General features: G+C 34.9%; 16 protein-coding genes and 1 pseudogene. 13 read left to right on the top strand and 4 right to left on the bottom strand.

The window, feature by feature from the left end; translation table 11 throughout:
* Positions 1-83: 83 nt before the first annotated feature.
* A complete protein-coding gene (locus tag AC3IS5_RS14470; RefSeq protein ID WP_489425054.1) occupies positions 84-1,115 on the top strand; it encodes a serine hydrolase domain-containing protein in 1,032 nt (343 codons plus the stop codon).
* A 91-nt stretch (positions 1,116-1,206) separates the two neighbouring features.
* On the opposite strand, the gene AC3IS5_RS14465 is transcribed toward AC3IS5_RS14470, so the two are convergent.
* On the bottom strand, positions 1,207-2,028 hold the full coding sequence (locus AC3IS5_RS14465) for a squalene/phytoene synthase family protein (protein ID WP_489425053.1): 822 nt from the start codon (positions 2,026-2,028) through the stop codon (positions 1,207-1,209).
* A 218-nt stretch (positions 2,029-2,246) separates the two neighbouring features.
* Here AC3IS5_RS14465 and AC3IS5_RS14460 point away from each other — a divergent pair, with 218 nt between their 5' ends.
* The 6 genes from AC3IS5_RS14460 (at position 2,247) to AC3IS5_RS14435 (ending at position 8,179) form a co-directional block, all read left to right on the top strand.
* Positions 2,247-2,981, top strand: coding sequence for an SDR family NAD(P)-dependent oxidoreductase (locus AC3IS5_RS14460; RefSeq protein ID WP_489425052.1), 735 nt, complete (start codon positions 2,247-2,249; stop codon positions 2,979-2,981).
* Positions 2,982-3,005: 24 nt separating this feature from the next.
* Positions 3,006-3,425 carry a MarR family winged helix-turn-helix transcriptional regulator gene (locus AC3IS5_RS14455; RefSeq protein WP_489425051.1) on the top strand — a complete coding sequence of 140 codons (420 nt, stop codon included), beginning with the start codon at positions 3,006-3,008 and terminating at the stop codon, positions 3,423-3,425.
* A 323-nt stretch (positions 3,426-3,748) separates the two neighbouring features.
* Positions 3,749-5,311: an amidohydrolase gene (locus AC3IS5_RS14450; RefSeq protein ID WP_489425050.1), complete on the top strand. Its 1,563-nt coding sequence runs from the start codon at positions 3,749-3,751 to the stop codon at positions 5,309-5,311.
* Between the two features lie 108 nt (positions 5,312-5,419).
* Positions 5,420-6,256, top strand: a complete 837-nt coding sequence (gene coaW, locus AC3IS5_RS14445; RefSeq protein WP_489425049.1) for a type II pantothenate kinase — start codon at positions 5,420-5,422, stop codon at positions 6,254-6,256.
* Between the two features lie 337 nt (positions 6,257-6,593).
* Complete coding sequence (locus tag AC3IS5_RS14440; protein WP_489425048.1) at positions 6,594-7,013, top strand: MarR family winged helix-turn-helix transcriptional regulator; 420 nt, start codon at positions 6,594-6,596, stop codon at positions 7,011-7,013.
* Complete coding sequence (locus AC3IS5_RS14435) at positions 7,001-8,179, top strand: MFS transporter (RefSeq protein ID WP_489425047.1); 1,179 nt, start codon at positions 7,001-7,003, stop codon at positions 8,177-8,179. The genes AC3IS5_RS14440 and AC3IS5_RS14435 overlap by 13 nt, the downstream gene beginning before the upstream one ends.
* A gap of 17 nt (positions 8,180-8,196) precedes the next feature.
* Here AC3IS5_RS14435 and AC3IS5_RS14430 read toward each other — a convergent pair whose 3' ends face one another.
* Entirely contained in the window at positions 8,197-8,601 is a 405-nt protein-coding gene (locus AC3IS5_RS14430; protein ID WP_193738993.1) for a ribonuclease HI family protein, read from the bottom strand.
* A 190-nt stretch (positions 8,602-8,791) separates the two neighbouring features.
* Between AC3IS5_RS14430 and AC3IS5_RS14425 the strand changes: the two genes are divergently transcribed.
* The 3 genes from AC3IS5_RS14425 (at position 8,792) to AC3IS5_RS14415 (ending at position 12,293) form a co-directional block, all read left to right on the top strand.
* A complete protein-coding gene (locus AC3IS5_RS14425; RefSeq protein ID WP_053417172.1) occupies positions 8,792-8,983 on the top strand; it encodes a zinc-finger domain-containing protein in 192 nt (63 codons plus the stop codon).
* A 249-nt stretch (positions 8,984-9,232) separates the two neighbouring features.
* Complete coding sequence (locus AC3IS5_RS14420; RefSeq protein WP_489425046.1) at positions 9,233-10,609, top strand: aspartate kinase; 1,377 nt, start codon at positions 9,233-9,235, stop codon at positions 10,607-10,609.
* A gap of 376 nt (positions 10,610-10,985) precedes the next feature.
* The gene (locus AC3IS5_RS14415) at positions 10,986-12,293 is read left to right on the top strand and encodes a hemolysin family protein (RefSeq protein ID WP_489425045.1); all 1,308 of its coding nucleotides are present in this window, start codon (positions 10,986-10,988) and stop codon (positions 12,291-12,293) included.
* A gap of 231 nt (positions 12,294-12,524) precedes the next feature.
* On the opposite strand, the gene AC3IS5_RS14410 is transcribed toward AC3IS5_RS14415, so the two are convergent.
* On the bottom strand, positions 12,525-12,725 hold the full coding sequence (locus AC3IS5_RS14410) for a cold-shock protein (protein WP_053417169.1): 201 nt from the start codon (positions 12,723-12,725) through the stop codon (positions 12,525-12,527).
* 1,492 nt (positions 12,726-14,217) lie between these two features.
* Positions 14,218-14,412, bottom strand: a pseudogene (locus tag AC3IS5_RS14405) (transposase); the annotation flags it as partial.
* Between the two features lie 475 nt (positions 14,413-14,887).
* Between AC3IS5_RS14405 and AC3IS5_RS14400 the strand changes: the two are divergent.
* The 3 genes from AC3IS5_RS14400 to AC3IS5_RS14390 all read left to right on the top strand — a co-directional run bounded on the left by AC3IS5_RS14400 (position 14,888) and on the right by AC3IS5_RS14390 (position 18,509).
* Positions 14,888-16,531, top strand: coding sequence for a type 2 periplasmic-binding domain-containing protein (locus tag AC3IS5_RS14400; RefSeq protein ID WP_489425044.1), 1,644 nt, complete (start codon positions 14,888-14,890; stop codon positions 16,529-16,531).
* Between the two features lie 84 nt (positions 16,532-16,615).
* Complete coding sequence (locus tag AC3IS5_RS14395) at positions 16,616-17,596, top strand: ABC transporter permease (RefSeq protein WP_489425043.1); 981 nt, start codon at positions 16,616-16,618, stop codon at positions 17,594-17,596.
* 82 nt (positions 17,597-17,678) lie between these two features.
* Positions 17,679-18,509: a carbohydrate ABC transporter permease gene (locus tag AC3IS5_RS14390; RefSeq protein WP_489427902.1), complete on the top strand. Its 831-nt coding sequence runs from the start codon at positions 17,679-17,681 to the stop codon at positions 18,507-18,509.
* Positions 18,510-18,555: the final 46 nt, after the last annotated feature.

The raw sequence follows: 18,555 nt of genomic DNA, 5'->3' as shown, positions 1-18,555 counted from the left end.
TATACCGATAAATCCCTTTTTATGTTATGTTGAAGTAAGGAGATTAAAATAGATTTAAACCTTCTATGCAGGGGGAAACCTATATGAGACAAGAAAATCTGTTACAGAAGATGGAATCTGTTCAAAAAGAGACCCAATTTTCAGGTGCCATATTTACTAAGCAGGGCACAGAGTCACTAGCTAGTGTAAGTTTCGGCTACGCTAATCGAAGTGATAAAATTGAAAATGAAGTAGATACAAAATACGGTATCGCCTCAGGTTGTAAAGTTTTCACAGCTATCGCCATTTGTCAGCTTATTGAAAAAGGAGAGCTCTCCTTTGAATCGAAATTACAAGATTGTCTAAAAATTGAATTTCCGCATTTTGATGAAACTATTACAGTTCACCATTTACTTACGCATACTTCTGGTGTTCCTGATTATTTTGATGAAGAAGTAATGAACGATTTTGAAGAACTATGGATTACGACACCTATGTACCATATAAGAAAATTACAAGATTTCTTACCATTGTTTCAAAATGAGGAAATGAAGTATCCTGCAGGTGCAAAATTCCAATATAATAATTCGGGATATATATTGCTAGGTTTAATAATTGAACATGTAAGTGGTCTAAGTTTTAGCGAATATGTTGAAACGAATATTTTCCAATGTGCTGGGATGCTTGACTCTGGATATTTTGAATTGGATGCTTTGCCTGCAAAAACAGCGATTGGCTATATTGATCTTTCTGATGGTACATGGAAAACGAATATATATTCTCTTCCTGTAAAGGGAGGGGCCGATGGCGGAGCTTATGTAACAACAGCAGATATGATGAAATTATGGGAAGCGTTAACAAATTATGATCTTTTGAGTGAGCACATGACAAAGCTAATGTTGACACCACATGTCAATGAAGAGGACAGATTATCATATGGCTACGGAATTTGGATTGAAACCAACGATGAAGAAGTATCTAAGTATTTGTTAATGGGGTATGATCCGGGGGTTAATTTCCATGCTGCATTTTATCCTAAGCAAAATCTCAAAATCGTTGTCTGCGCAAATACTTCAGAAGGCGCGTATGATATGATTTCTGGGATTGAGGAAGTACTTCTTTTCTCTAAAACTTAAATATTTTGAAATAAGAAAAGCCGAAGTAGAATAAGTATTCTACTCGGCTCATTTTTTGTATTGTATATTTCTTTTAGTACAATAGTATAGGTTAATCTGCCTTAGTTACTTCCTCAACAGTTTGTTCAACCTCTTGACGCGTCATTTTCTCATGACCGTTACGCATAGCTTGTAGTGTTTTATGTGCAAGTGCCAAAGGAATTTTACAGAACATTAAGATGCTACGTTTTTTAATGCTTTTATTATACAAATCGCCTTTTGCCAAGTTTTCCTCAGCGTATTTGAATAGATCATCGCGTGTCCACCCATCAGGCATGAAGCTTACACCACGTTCATCGTCCTCTTCTTGGTTGCGTAAAATGTTAACCGCTTGTAAACCACGTCCATAGCCGATTGCTAATTCACGGTCTGTTTCAATGCCAGCACCCCAACGCCAAATATCAGATAGCATTGTCCCAACAAGACCTGCTACGTAGTATGTGTAGTCATCTAAATCTTCTCTAGTTTTAACAACCCAATTTTTGTCTGCCCACTTAGCCATTCCTTCAGCCATTTCACTTGTAGAAGCAGCGATTGTTTCGCGAATATCTTCAGGACAAAGTGCTAGCCAATCACCAAGTCGCATTGTTACTTCAGGTAGTATATTCTCATATGGTTTTAGTAATGACAAGTAAGCATCATTATCAAATGGTTTTAATAACATAGCACTTACTTGACGCAAAAGATCGCTTTTAACAGCGATATCTAAATCCTCATGGTCTTCAATTTCATCAATAGCACGCATGCATAAATATGCCGTTGCAACGGTTGTTTTCATTTCTTTTTGCAAAAATGTAATAGGAATAAAAAAAGTACGACTTGTTGCTTTTAAAACGCTCATCGCTTCTTTATAGAGTGCTTTTTGTTCTGACATTTTGTCTTCCTCCGATCAATCAAAAAATCTTCCATACTATCGTATATCAAATAGTGAAAAAGATACAACTAAATCCGTATAAACAAATAAATCTTATAGAAATAAAATAAATGTTTTGTGTTAAATATTTAAACGTGATAATATTTAGTTGTCTAATAAGTTTCGGTTTACATAAATCCTTAGACATCTAAATATTTTCTTTTAAAGGAGTTTTTATAATGGGTAGATTAGATAATAAAGTAACAATCATAACAGGTGGAGCATCAGGTATTGGAGCAAAAATGGTAGAATTATTTGCTAAAGAAGGCGCAATTGTTATTGCAGCTGATATTAACGATGCTGCAATCGCTGCAATCGACAACGGAAAAAACATTTTCGGAATGAAATTAAATGTTATGGATGATGCAAACTGGAAAGAGCTAGTTGAAAATATCGTTGAAAAATTCGGTAAAATTGATGTCCTTGTTAATAACGCTGGAATTTCATCAGAAAAACCAATGGAAGCTATTACAGTTGATGACTGGTCATTAATGCACAATATTAACGCATTCGGACCTTTCTTAGGTATGAAACACGTTTCTGCAGTAATGAAAGAAAATGGAAATGGTTCAATCGTTAACATTTCTTCATTCACAGCACAAATTGGTATGGGCTTAAATGCATACTCTGCTTCTAAAGGTTCTGTTCGTGCTATCTCTAAAGCTGCTGCAACTGCATTCGGTAAATTCGGCGTACGCGTAAACGCAGTATTCCCAGGAATTATCGAAACACCAATGACTGCTGTATTAAAAGATTCTGCTGCATACGTAGAAGCTATGGTTAAAGCGACTCCACTTTCTCGTCTTGGACAACCAGCTGATATTGCAAATGCTGCAATCTTCTTAGCATCTGATGAAGCTTCATTTGTTACTGGTTCTGAACTTGTAATCGATGGTGGATTCTCAGCACAATAATTTTGTATATGGAGTTGGATGCCATTGAAAAATAATCCTACCCTATTTGACCTTATCCATGTGCTTGATAAAGCAAACGAGAATATGATTTTAGCTTGGAAAAAGTTATTTAAAGTTAATATAGGGATATCACATATATTAGTATTGAGCTATTTAAGAGAACATGGTAAAAGTAAACCCACGGATATTGCAAAATACCTTGAGTTTGCACCGCCATCTTTAACACATTTAGCAGAAAAACTAATTCACAATCAATATTGTGTTCGATGTCAGGATTCACTTGATAGAAGAATTTCTTATATTCAAATTACACCACTGGGGCTAGAAATCTTAGAGGAAGCTAGTTCATTAGGTGCTGAAATGCGACATGAATATTTTAAAATTCTTTCAGAAGATGAAATCCAAAAACTTTTCTCAATATATACAAAATTAACAAGTCAATAATTAATGTTGAATTGTGTTAAGAAGGGCGAATTTTGTTCGTCCTTCTTTTTTGTACATAAAAGTAAAAAAACAAAGTAAAATTCACAATTTATGTATTTTGTTTGCGATGCATTTAAAAGTTACGTTTATTACTAAATATTCAATAAAGGGTGAAGCTTATCAAAAGAAAAAAACAATGAGAATAATCAATGAATCTATTGAGTTTTATTTAATAATAATGAGAATTGACGTCTGGATTACCTACCTTATTAATACTTCTTTTTTGTTCAAAATGATATAATAAGAATATTTTGAAAAACTAATATAGGGGAAGGACGGGGGAAATGGGACAATTATGGTTTGGTGGTACAATTTACACGATGCAACGGGACGGGGAAACAGTTGAAGCGGTACTTGTTGAGGATGGTAAGGTGAAAAAAGTAGGGGTGTACGAGGAACTTAAAACCCAAGCAGAAAAGGTTATTGATTTGCAAGGAGCCGTGATGTATCCTGGTTTTGTTGATAGTCATTTACATATGATTGGCTACGGGGAAAAGCTGTTAAGGTTGGATTTAACAAATGTAAAATCTTCTGATGAGTTGCTAAATGTTATTAAACAAGCAGCTGCTAATTGTTCCAGTGATGAATGGTTAATCGCTGAAGGTTGGGATGAAAATCAATTTAACGATATACGTATTCCAACTGTTCAAGAATTGGATGCTATTCGTCAAGAACCGATCGTCCTAAAACGTATATGCAGACATGTCGTTCTTGCGAATACTTCAGCAATGGCTGCTGGTAATATTACTCAAGAAACGCCAAATCCAGAAGGCGGTGAAATAGGCCGGGATGAAAATGGTCTATTAACAGGTCTATTATATGATCAAGCGCTTTACAAAGTTTTAGATCAAATACCTGTAGAGCAAGAATATTCATTATCAAATACATTAGAGTTAGCCGTCAATCATTTGCTGTCACTTGGTTTAACTGGTGGACATACTGAAGATATGAGTTATTATGGGCATTTTTCCAATCCGCTGAATGCTTTTAATGAAATTATCGGTAAAAGGAAAAATTTCAGGGCACATTTATTAAGGCATCATCTAGCGTTCGAACAAATGATGGCCTCAAACGCAACTTATACTGAGCCATTTGTAGAACCCGGTGCTATGAAGATTTTCTCTGATGGGGCACTTGGTGGTGCAACAGCTGCATTACTTGAACCATATGAAAATCAGCCACAAAATAAAGGGTTATTCATCCACACCTCTAACCAACTTGATCAGCTTGTAAAATTGGCACGTTCTTATGGTGAAGCTGTGGCTGTCCATATTATCGGTGATGCCGCTCTTGAACAAGTATTAACAGCCATCGAAGCTAATCCTCTAACGAATGGAAAAAAAGATAGGCTTATTCATTGCAGTGTCGTTAATGATTTACTGATTGAACGAATGAGTAAATTGCCCGTTATTTTAGATATTCAACCACAATTCATCCTTTCTGATTTCCCGTGGGTTGTAGATAAAATCGGTCCAAAGCGAGCTGAATTGACATATCCATTTAAACGTTTTTTAGAAAAAGGATTGATATGTGCAGGAGGTTCCGATGCACCAATTGAAGATGCGAATCCTTTACTTGGTATCCATGCTGCCATCGCTCGCAAAAAGCACCAAGAAAGCCATGAAGGATATATTCCAACAGAAAAACTTACACGTTTTGAGGCGATTTCTCTCTATACAACCGGTAGCGCAAAGGTAATTGGCAAGGAACAGGTAAGGGGTACCATACAGCCGGGATATGATGCGGACTTTTCGATTTTCGACAAAGACTTATTTGAGTGCGAATTAGATGAAATTCCAAACGCCATTGCACTTAAGACAGTTGTTGCAGGGAATATAGTTTTTTAAAAATAATTCACTAGAAAATTAGAAAAAATGATAACATCGTAGGAAATCATTGCACAAAACTGCACATAGCAGTAAAGTTTAGATTGGGCGATCACAAAGGAGAATGGTATGACGAAGGCAATTGGAATAGACGCAGGGGGTACACTAACAAAATTAGCTTATGAAAATGAATTTGGCGAGCTAGTGTTAGAGCATTTCCCTTCGAACGACTTACAAGCTGTAACGGACTGGATTAGCAATCACCCTGAGATTGAAGAGATTGGCTTAACAGGCGGAAGAGCTGAGCAAGTTAAACATTTACTAAAAGAAGTAAAATCCATCCATTACATAGTTGAATTTGAAGCGACATTAAAAGGGGTTCGATATCAACTAATTCAGCATGGTCATCAATTTGACCGCAGCATCATTACAAATGTTGGTACAGGTACATCCATTCATTTTATGGATGGTGAAACACATAATCGTGTTGGTGGTACTGGTATTGGTGGAGGAACCCTAGTCGGACTGGCAGCATTAACGACAGGAATATACGACTATCATGAAATTATAAAAAAGGCACAGTATGGTGAAAGACAAGAAATTGATCTTCTAGTCCAAGATATTTATCAAGGGATGGATACTCCGATTGCAGGAACGTTAACGGCAAGTAACTTTGGTAAAATGGGAATTGATGAAACGAAGAACCACCCTATTGAAAATATTTTAGCAACAGTACAAGGTTTAGTAGGGGAAGTCATCACAACATTAAGTATCCAGCTAGCAGAACAAAATCAAGTCGAACATATTATATATATAGGTACAACTCTAAACGAAAACGACGCATTAAAAAAAGTTATCGCCAACTACACAATTTTAAAAAAGAAAACGCCTATCTTCTTAGAAGACCATGGCTTTAGTGGTGCAATAGGTGCCTTTTTAAATATAACAGTCAATCAGAAGAGCTAAAAAAACTTAAAGTTAATATGTTTAACATAAACTTCAAAATTGAAAATTATATTATTTATAGTAAACCGTAAGAGTGAAATTACTCTTACGGTTTTTTGTTGGAGTAGTGATTAATATGTTTAATCTAGGTCTTAGTCAAACTTATCTGTTTTAGTATTTTGTTGTCCTAAATAAGTTTATAATTTTAATAATATGAGAGACTATTCTGCGTTGGGAAATCAACAGAAAAGTAGTCTCTTTTTTAATTTCGAATATAAATCCCTCTTTACAAACGATATTAGTAGGAATAAAATTAAATTATTATTTACCTAGGTAAATAAAATTCGGAGGTAAGCAAATGAATCCTTTATTTCACGAAATCTTTCAAACTACTAGAGATATTACAAATAAATTAAATAGTTGTTTAAAAGAACATGACCTTTTTAGCAGTCAGTGGACGATTCTCTATACGATTAATAAAAATGGACCAATGTCATTGACAGATATCTGGAAGTATTTAAAAGTTGAGGCACCTACTGTGACACGAACTGTTGCAAGACTAGAGCAGCTTGATTGGATTGTGCGAACAGAAGGGGAAGATCGTCGAGAAAAAATAGTATCCTTTTCCGAAGAAGGTAAGAAAAAATTTCCTGCTGTTTTATCTTCTGTATTGCAATTTGAGGAGGGCTTGATAGAAACATTTAATGATGAAGAACAACAGCAGCTACTAGAGCTGATATGTAAGTTGAAGGGGAGAGTTAATCATTGGAAAAGTTAGAAAAAATTTGGACGAAACGGTTTATTAGTATTTTTTGTACGAATATGGCCGTGTTTTTTGTTTTTTACGGATTAGTTTCCGTGTTACCACTTTATGCAACTGAAGATTTAAACCGTTCTGATAGTGATGCAGGTTTATTATTATCTATCTTCTTGCTATCTGCAATTATTACACGACCATTTACGGGGAAAGTTTTAGAGCATTTTGGTAAGCGTAAGCTGCTTTATATTAGCTTAATCGGTTACTTTGTATGTACCGTACTGTATTTATTCTTTAAGCCGTTTGCACTTCTATTATTACTGCGCTTTATACAAGGGATTTTCTTCAGTATTGTAACGACGGCCAATAATTCTATAGCTGCAGATATAATTCCAGCATCTCGTAAGGGTGCAGGACTTGGGTATTTTACAATGTCACTAAATTTAGCGGTAGTACTTGGACCTTTTGTTGGTCTTTTGGTCATTCAGTATTTAAATTTCGAAATTTTGTTCATTATTATGAGTGCAGTTATTTTAATCGGAGGTATTGCAGCGCTATCGATTAAATTAGATGATATTCCACAAGTGGCTAAGCAACAAAAATTCTCGATAGCCCTTTCAGATCTATTCGAGAAGAAGGCATTACCAACCGCTGCATTAGCATGTTTTGTTGCAATTGCTTATGCTAGCGTATTATCTTTCTTATCTGTTTACGCAAAACAAAAGGATTTGATGGAAGTTGCAAGTTTATTTTATGCCGTTTATGCAGCAGCTATGCTGTTAACACGTCCATTTACAGGTCGCTTATATGATCAAAAAGGACCTAAATTTGTTATTATTCCAGGTTTTATCCTTTTTATCTTAGGTTTAATTGCGCTAGCTTATGTCAATGGACCGGTGTTATTCATGCTCGCGGGTGTATTAATTGGACTTGGTTACGGAGGACTTGTACCAAGTTTCCAATCAATGACGATTCAATCCACAGATCCTAGACGTACTGGCTATGCTACTGCTACATTCTTTACGTTATTTGATGTAGGGATTGCCTTAGGGTCATGGCTTCTTGGTATTATTGCCACACAGTATGGATATGTAGAGGTTTATCTTGCTGCAGCATTTGTTGTTACCATTGGAGCAATAGCATTTATGGTAACGCAATTGAAAAAGCAATTAACTGATGTGAAATAGCAAAAAAGCAAACTCCATTAACGAGTTTGCTTTTTTTGATATGAACGCAATGCTTCTCTTGCAAGTGTATCTGCTGCACGATTTTCAGAACTAGGAATCCATTTAATGAAAAATAAATCGAATTTTTTTGAAAGTTCGAGTGCTTCTTCTAAATAAGGTTTATATGCTTCGTTTTTTACATATTCCTTTTCGATAGATGCGACTACTATTTTAGAATCAGAACGAACAGAGATCATACCGGTAGATAATTTTAATGCTTCTGTTAAACCGCGAACAAGTGCGATGAATTCTGTAGTATGATTATCATTTTCCCCTATAGCTTCACCAATTTTAATTAATTGACCTTCACCTTTGATGAATATTCCTATTGCGCTAGGACCAGGATTTCCAGCAGTTGCTGCATCAATATATAATTCAATCATTTAGTCACCTGCTACATCATATTTATTACTTTAGTATATTTGATATAGAGAAATATGAAAAGGTGCAGACGAGGAATAGGATTAGTTTGAATAGCGTAAACTAAAAGCAATTGTAGAAAGCTAATAATTGTAACTAAATGCTTCAAGTAGTAAAATAAAAATTATTGAAATTTAGAGGTGAATCGATTTGATGGACAAAGTAACCGTCATAAAAGAAATTGACGAAATGATGGAAAATTATTGTGAAGGTTGCTTCGTTAAAAATCAACTTCGTAAAGACCGAGGGAAGTCTGGTGCCCACCGATTTTGTATCGAGTCATGTACGATTGGGGAGCAATTACACTTTTTAGGCGAAGAACTTTTAAAAGTTTATACAAAATAACCTACTTCAATGTTAAAAACACCTTGAGTTTTGTCTCTTGGTGTTTTTTGTTGTTGAAATAACAGGCAGATGCTAGTAATATGATAACAATTACTGAATTATAATAATAATTGTTCAATTGCAACAACTCTTTGTATAGAGTTGTAAAAATTTATTGACTACGCCAGTTAGTGTTTGTACACTGTGAATAAACAAATGTTTTTATTGGGAATACAAATGAGTAAATAAACAATGTAAGGATTTGATGAAATGAAAGTATGTAAATTTGGTGGAACGTCTGTTGCAAGTGCAGAACAAATCAAAAAGGTAGCAACAATTGTACAATCAGATCCTATAAGACGCTTGATTGTCGTTTCAGCTCCGGGTAAACGGTTTAATGATGACATAAAAGTAACAGATTTATTAATTGAGTTGGCGAATGCTGCATTGCACCAACAAGATGCGGTAGAAGAAAAACTAAAAAATGTTGTAAAGCGCTATGAAAGCAATGCAAATGGACTTGGTTTAGATCGTGTCATTTGTGAAGTCATTGAGGCAGACTTACGTAAACGTATTGCAGAAGCGGGTTCGGTTACGGATGAACTGTTGATGGATAGCTTAAAGGCGAGTGGAGAAGACAATAATGCGAAAATGATTGCAGCTTATTTCAATAGTATTGGACTAAAAGCAAAATACATGAGTCCCTTTGAAGCTGGTTTAATCGTTAATGATCTGCCTGCTCGAGCACAAGCGTTGCCAAAAGCATACGATAATTTGAGTGTCTTAAAAGATTCTCAAGAAATCATCGTATTCCCTGGGTTCTTTGGTTATACAGAAGAGGGCGTATTACGTACATTTGATCGCGGGGGTTCAGATATTACAGGGTCAATTTTAGCTGCAGCGGTAAAAGCTGAGTTATATGAAAACTTTACTGATGTTGATTCCGTATTCTGTGCAAATCCTAAAGTCGTAAATTGTCCAGTTGAAATACAAGAGATTACATATCGTGAAATGCGTGAATTATCATATGCGGGTTTCTCGGTTTTCCATGATGAAGCACTAATGCCGGTTTATAAAATTGGTATTCCAGTTTGTATCAAAAATACAAATAATCCATCTGCACCAGGAACGAGAATAGTGTCTGTTCGTGAATCAAATAATAGTCCAGTAACTGGTATTTCAGCTGACAGTGGTTTCTCGATTTTATACGTAAGTAAATATTTAATGAACCGTGAAATCGGTTTTGGTCGTAAATTACTTCAAATATTAGAAGATGAGAATATTTCATATGAGCATACACCATCCGGTTTAGATGATATCTCTGTTATTATTCGAAGTCACCAGTTATCTCCTGAAAAAGAAGATCGTATCGTAAAACGTGTTGAAACAGAATTGCAGGCAGACGACGTACATTTCCGTCATGATTTTTCAATGATTGTAATCGTAGGAGAAGGTATGAATAACAATACAGGTCTAGCAGCTCGTGCGGCAACAGCCATTTCAAAAACAGGTGCCAACATTGAAATGATTAATCAAGGATCCTCAGAAGTCAGCCTTGTATTTGGTGTTCGTAAAGAATTTGAGAACAAAATTTTACAAGCACTGTACAATGAATTTTTCGCTCTATCAGCAACAACCTATAAATAACTGAAGTAGCGCCTTTAAGTCGAAAAAACGATTTATAGGCGCGCTTTTTTACTTTCTGAGCTAAAAGCAACCGTTTCAAACCAATAAAATATTTATAGTAAAGCATAATCCGATATCAGTACGAGGGGATGATTTTTACTATGATAAATTAGATATTTTGAGAAAATAAAAAAAATAGTTTAATAGGAAAAAACTTCTGTAAATTAAATAAATCAGAAAAAGTTCAGATAAATGAAAAAAATTTAAAAATAATCATCTTCTTAATTGCAATTTACATATACTTTCATATAGATTAGTAATAGTAACTTATTTTACAGGAGGTGAATTCTTTATTCTGAATCTGAAATAAGGATCAGATCAGATATAAAGAACATGATTGGACAATGATATAGCCATTAAGTTAGTTGTTTTCGTAATACTAATTGCACTTACTGCGTTTTTCGTAGCAGCGGAATTTGCGATAGTAAAGGTGAGATCAACTAGAATAGACCAGCTTGTCCTTGAAGGCAATAAAAAGGCTTTAAGAGCAAAAAAGGTTACGAATAATTTAGATGAATATTTATCAGCTTGCCAGCTTGGCATTACGATTACGGCATTAGGGCTTGGATGGTTAGGGAAACCGACTATTGAAGCTATCCTGAGACCATTGTTTGAGATATTTAGCTTAGATGCTCGTATTTCTTCGGTGGTATCATTTATTATTGCGTTCTCAATCGTAACTTTTTTGCATGTTGTAGTCGGAGAGCTTGCACCAAAAACATTAGCAATTCAACAAGCTGAAACCGTTACACTGCAAACAGCTGGATCACTTATTTTATTCCACAATATTATGTATCCAGTCATTAAACTTTTAAATGGTTCTGCAAGAGGCTTAACCGCATTATTTGGTTTGAAAATGCAGTCAGAATCAGATGCTGCTCATAGTGAAGAAGAGTTACGGATGATTTTGTCAGATAGTTATAAAAGCGGTGAGATTAATCGCTCTGAATATAGTTTTGTGAACCGTATTTTTGAATTCGATGATCGTATTGCAAAAGAAATTATGGTCCCTAGAACGGAAATTGTTAGCCTTGATCAACATTTAAGCCTTAAAGAAGTATTTGATGTGATTAATGTGGAGCAATATACGCGTTATCCTGTCGTCGATGGGGATAAGGATCATATTATTGGTATTGTTAATATGAAACAGCTGTTAACAGCGTTTATTTTAGATGAAAAGAATGCTTTAAAACAGATAACTCACTTTATGCAACCTGTTATTCGTATTATTGAAACGGTTCCAATTAGTGATTTATTACTTAAATTTCAATTAAAGCGCATTCATATGGCAATTCTAATGGATGAGTATGGTGGTACATCTGGTCTTGTAACAATCGAAGATATTATTGAAGAAATTGTCGGTGATATCAAGGATGAATTTGACTATGATGAGTTACCTGAAGTACAGAAAATAGCAGAAAATCATTATAATCTTGATGCTAAGCTTAGACTGGAAGAAGTAGAGGCACTCTTAAATATCGATATTAATGACGAAGACATCGATACAATTGGAGGCTGGTTCATGACAAATCATGATCGCATCTTAAAAGGTGAGAAACATGAAGCTGAAGGCTATGAATTTACCATTCAAGACATCAATATGCATCAAATTGTAAGACTTGAAGTGAAAAAAGTAGCTTTATAAAGTCAAGGCGTATCTAAGTTTTTTTAATACTTAGATACGCCTTTTTATTTTGCCTAAAGATATTTTAAAACTGTTACTACAGCGTAATATCAAATATGTAAAAAGACATAATAAAGTTACTATTAAATAAATATCAAATTCAAACTTTCTGAATCCAATAAAAGAGGTTCTTAAATTACACACAATAAAAAAAGCTATTCTCAAGTTAAACTTGTAGAATAGCTGTACTCACTATAGTTTATTTACGTTTGCTGCTTGTGGGCCTCGATTACCTTCAATAATCTCGAAGCTAACATCTTGTCCCTCTTCTAATGTGCGGAAACCTTCCTCTTGGATGCCTGTGAAATGGACGAATACATCTTCACCATCATTGTACTCAATAAAACCATAACCTTTTTCGTTATTGAACCATTTTACTTTTCCTTGTTGCATGTAGGTTCCTCCCAAATGAAACAGAATGTTCAAGCATGAAATCCATCACATATTATATGCGATTTGATGGAAGAGTATTCATTAAACCTTGATATGACAAGGTTTTTAAGAATATTATTAAAGTATTGATGCCTATAATGAAAATTATCATGTAGCTTAAAGATTTCTCACTGAATTTTTTTGAAGCCACTTTCTTTTGTAGTTTCATCAGATTCATGCCCTAATTGAGCCATAATTAGGTTGAGTGGAACTTTAGCCTTAGCTAATAAAGAAGTGTGAGTATGTCTAAAAGAAGGTGATATTAAAAGCTTTTTAATCGTGTTCATTATTCTAAGTATTGATTGCATTCTAGTATTCACAGTTTTCAAATGATAAGGATTGCCAAAGTATGAAGGACCTAACTTAGTGATCTCAAAATCTAATTCGTAATAATTAAATCAATTGTCGATTTCAAGCGATTTTGCACTCCATAATGCTTTTTAATAACACAATAAGTTCTGGCTCAATGTCGATAACTCTTATAGATCCTTTGGTGTTTGGTGTCGTAATTTCATTTATAAGAGTACTTCTATTCGGATTATACAGAGTTTTCGAAATTCTTATTGTAGCATTATTATAATCGATATCGGACCATTTTTAAACTAATAACCCACCTAAACACATTCCCGTCCATGTAAGCGTGTTGAAACTGAAGAAATATCCTGCTTTTTTCAAAAGATAATGAGGATCTGTAAGGTGAAAGTGAAATGCTAACATTTTCAAATGAAAATTTCTCCTTAAAAAACTACACCTCCAATAGTTAGTTGTGTCTAACAATTGGGGAGTAGTTCGTGGATAGGGGATTTTCCGTATCAGCAATTATTGCTACTGGTTAATATTCCTGCACTCCTTTTTTGTATCATAGGCCAGTTTTATTTAACTTCAAACGGAATCCCTAGCTAATATGTCACCATCATGCACCTTTTTTGGGATTCTTCTTGGAGGAATAAGGTTCATTTTCCATTCCAACTGTTCTCTCGCTGCTTTTTTGTTTGCCATTCTCAAACTCGACACTTTGTCGAGACCCCGTAGAGAAAATCTGTATAGGCGAATTGTATGAACCAGTGTACACTATTTCTTTTAAACGGGTGCCTAACCCTCGGCGATTTTGAACGCTTTAATAGACTGGGGGACAGACACCTTTAATTCCACTCTGCGAAAGTTGAGTAAATAATTAATGTGGGTATTCTACATCAAATACATTTCCACATGGGCCAGAATCTTGATTTGTTTCAGGCTCTACCTTGGTTCCTTATTCTTAATGAATAAGAGGCTACTCAAATTTAACGCAATAAGTATTAGCGGACATAAAAGCCTAACCTTCATGCTATTATGTCCGCTAATGCTAGTTGCTTGCTACACATCGGCTAATTAATCCGACACATTCTTTGGCATTACCAATCAAAAGAAGGTTGGCGGAGATTGATTTAGATGGATGTAGCGACTACCCTCTAACATGCCCTGTTAATCGGTACTTTGCATACCGTTTGTTGATAAAAGACATAAGTTTTGAAAAAGGAATTTCGGGGGAACGAATCTGCAGGTGATTATGATTGGTCATTAAACAATAGGAGGTCATTTCAAATGAATCTTTTTCATGAAGTTGATTCAGAATGTGCAAAAGGGCTTGAAAATCCGTTGCATTTCGTTGGCCACAAGGACGGTTCTCACGGCCCTCAAGAGCGCCGATTGATGAGGATTTAGTGTAATTATCAATAGAACAAAAAGCCACCAGAACCGTCCCCTTGGTCCTCCTCCAAAGAATTTAATGGATTGGTAAGAGAAAGTATATTGAAATTTCAGAATTTTCCTGATAATATATCCATAGAATATAATTTACTAAAGTTTCCTGAAATTATTCAAGTTAGTTTACTAAACATCATGATGGAAATTAGAAATTCTATTTTGGAAATGTAAGCGCTCTTTATTCCTACTAGAGAAAGAAGGTAATATAAAAATAAAAAATGAATGATTATACTATTTTAATTTAAGCAGGATGATTTTTCAGGTAAAAAGAGGGAGATAAATTCTTGCTATGACCCACTTTTAGTCGTTGATTACTTTTGCCTAGGATAAACGGAAATTTTTAGAGAGATTTTTACTATTACTAAAGAGGTGTAGAAATGAAAAAATACTTTCCTTTGTTTCTTGTTGGTCTATTATTTATTTCAATAGTAGCAGGGTGTAATAATAATGAGACGGCTTCCTCTGGAGAGCCGCATCCAAATGCTGGAAAGGAAAATGAGTTTGGTTGGACTGTGCCAAAGTATACATTAGAATTCTCATATTATGCTGGCCAATTAAATCCTAAAGATGTAGAAAAAAATACAAAACTATTAAATGAATTTCTTCTAGAGCAGTTTAATGTGAAAATTAATAAGAAAGTAACAGAAACAGACCCTAAGGAACGTCTTAATCTCATGCTTGCTTCGAATGATTACCCTGAAGTGATTACCGGATTATCAACTGCAGAAGTTGAAAAATGGAAAAATCAAAAACGGGCGATTGATTTAACAGAATATATTGATAAGTATGCCCCTACTATTAAAGAGAAATTAGGAGATACGTATAAACGTTACTTAGATAAGGATGGTAAATTATATGGACTGCCAAATTACTGGGGGTATCTACCTATTCCGGATTATTCAGCTAATATTCCGTATGAAAAGTGGGTAGAAATAGGAAAGCCTAAAACAATATCTACTGAAGAGTATTTTGATCTACTGAAAGAGATGCAAGCTAAAACACCAGTAAATCAAAATGGACAAAAAACATATGCATTATCTGGTGAGAATTGGAAAACTGGCTATATCTATAAAGTTTTAGCCGGTGCATGGGGCTTAAAAGATGGCTTTAAAGAAGATGAGAATGGTAACTTGACTCACTGGATCAATACACCAGAAGGTATTGAACTAACCAAGTATTTAAACAAATTTCAAGTTGAGGGGTTATTAGACCCTAATAGTTTTATAAATGATTTTGACCAATGGAAAGAAATGTTTTCAAATAAGAGAGTTTTCGGGTCTATTGGACCTTGGTGGCATTCTTGGAATGCAGGACACGAGGTATGGCAGAAAACAGATAAAAATTGGAAAACTGAAGACCATTATGTACAAATTGGCCTAAAGGCACCTGGTGTTGATCAAGCCTACCTATCACCAAAGAATACGATTGGTTCCTCTAGAACAATTATTACAGATAAGGCTAAGGATCCTGAAAAAATTATTAAATTCCTTAATTTTGCATTTAGTGATATGGGAAATAAGCTATTGGGTTGGGGTGTTCCGAACGAGGAACTTTCTATTTGGGGCAATAAGTCCGGAGAATGGACCTGGGTAGAAGAGAGAAAGAATGAGCTGATAAACGGAAAATATGATTATGATAAAGGTTTTTTGACTGGTCAAGGTGAATATGCAATAGTTGCCTACCAAGGGATGATGGAAGATGAAACAAACTGGTGGTATGATCAAAACTTTAATAATGAAGCTGAATGGAAAAGGGATTTAAACGAAAACTTAAAAGATACTATTTTCGATAATACGCTAAAAGCAATTAGCGTCCCTCTTAATGATCCGCTTGCAGTAAAAGAAGAACAAATTAATACGTTAATTAACACAGGAATATCAAAGGCAGTTCAGGCGAATAGTCCAGAAATGGCTGAAAAAATATTTATAGATTTACGTGAAAAAGTAAATAAGGCTGGTTTAAATGAGGTTGAAGAGTACAAGACAAAAGTTTACAAGGAAAGACTGAAGAATTGGAAGTGAAAATAGAGAGATAAGGAGGTATTGGCCTCTTTATCTCTCAAACAAAAATTGAGATTGATAAAAAGTGACACCGGGGGGGATAGTATGAACATAATGCCAGAAAAAGGCGAAACGGTTCCAAAATCCAACATATCTAGTGAAAAAAAGATGGCGGGCGTAAAGAGAATTAAAAATACCTTTCTTCGAGAAAAACAGCTCTGGTTGATTTGTATTCCAATTATATTGTGGGTGCTGTTATTTGCCTATTATCCAATGTATGGATTGATCATGGCATTTATCGATTATGAACCAGGGAGAGCTATTCTTGACAGTGATTGGGTAGGCTTCAAATATTTCATTGAATTTTTCCAATCGCCGGATTTTTGGATGGTGTTAAGAAATACATTAGTTATAAGTGGGCTTGGAATTGTTTTTGGTTTCCCTGCACCGATTTTATTAGCTTTGTTATTACATGAATTAAAATATACTCGGTTTAAAAAATTTGTACAAACCGTATCCTATTTGCCGCACTTTATGTCTTGGGTAGTGGTAGCAAGTATTGTTTTTGTTACATTAGGAAATGAAGGGGTTTTTAACCAATTTCTAATGAGTATAGGAATAATTGATAGTCCTGTCTCTTTTCTTGGAGAAGGGAAATATTTCTGGGGTGTCATTACTGGAGCTGATATATGGAAAGGGATAGGCTGGTCAAGCATTATTTATTTATCTGCCATTGCTGGTGTTGACTCTCAGTTGTACGAGGCGGGAAAAATGGATGGACTTGGGCGGTTTGGTCTGATTTGGCATGTCATTATCCCAGGCATAAGACCTACTATTGTCATTTTGATGATTTTAGGAATTAGTGGAATTTTGAATGCTGGTTTTGAACAGCAATTGTTAATTGGGAATGTTCAAACGAGGGAATATTGGGAAGTTTTTGATACTTATTCCTACCGATATGGAATTCAGTTAGGTAACTATTCCTATGCGACAGCCGTAGGATTATTTAAGTCAATTATCGGGCTTATCTTATTAGTTGGCGCAAATAAATTCTGTAAAAAGTTTTTTGATACTTCAGTGTACTAAGAAAGCTGGTGAGAGCGTGAGGCAAGGGTTTATTAAAGAAAGCATAGGAAGCAAGATTTTTGATAAGGTGAATCTAGTATTGATGATCGGCTTTGCATCTATAATGTTATTTCCTTTTCTTAATTTAATTGCACTATCTCTGAACGATGGTGTAGATGCTGCAAGAGGCGGTATTTATTTATGGCCACGAGAATTTTCGTTAGATTCATATAAGGTATTGTTTCAAAATGAAGATTTACTTAAAGGGTTTGGCATATCTATCTTACGTGTTGTAGTGGGGACCGTTACAGGTGTTTTATGTACGGGACTGTTAGCTTATATCGTCACGGTTAAGCATTTTTCAGGTCGTAAGTTTATGAGACTATTATTTGTTTTCACGATGTTTTTTAGCGGAGGGTTAATCCCAACTTATTTACTTTTCATGAAATTAGGCTTATCTAATACATTTACAGTATATTGGCTGCCAGCTCTTTTTAGTCCATTTTTTATGCTGCTTATGGCTTCGTATATACAAAACCTTCCGGATTCCATATTTGAGTCTGCAAGAATGGATGGCTGTAGTGAATTGCGGATTTACTTTCAGATTTTGATACCAATGTCGATTCCCGTTTTTGCTGCCATTGCGGTATTTAGTGCAGTGGGTCATTGGAACTCATGGTTTGATGTTCTTATCTATAACCCAAGTGGAGAATGGGATACCTTACAAGTTTATTTACGTAGATTACTATTAGAGGTAGAAGCCATTCAACAAGTTCAAGATTTACAGTTAGCTTATTCAAAATACCGAAATATCTCTCCGATTACCTTAAGAGCAGCAACTACGGTTCTTGTTACCTTGCCTATTGTTTTTGTTTATCCATTTGCACAAAAATATTTCGTTGGGGGCATTACATTAGGGTCAGTAAAAGAATAATTAGATATAGCATAAAAAATATTCTTAGTTTTTTAATTCGTAAAAA

The organism is Viridibacillus sp. KH_047 (assembly GCF_057838945.1).
This window is presented reverse-complemented; position numbering and strand designations above follow the sequence as displayed.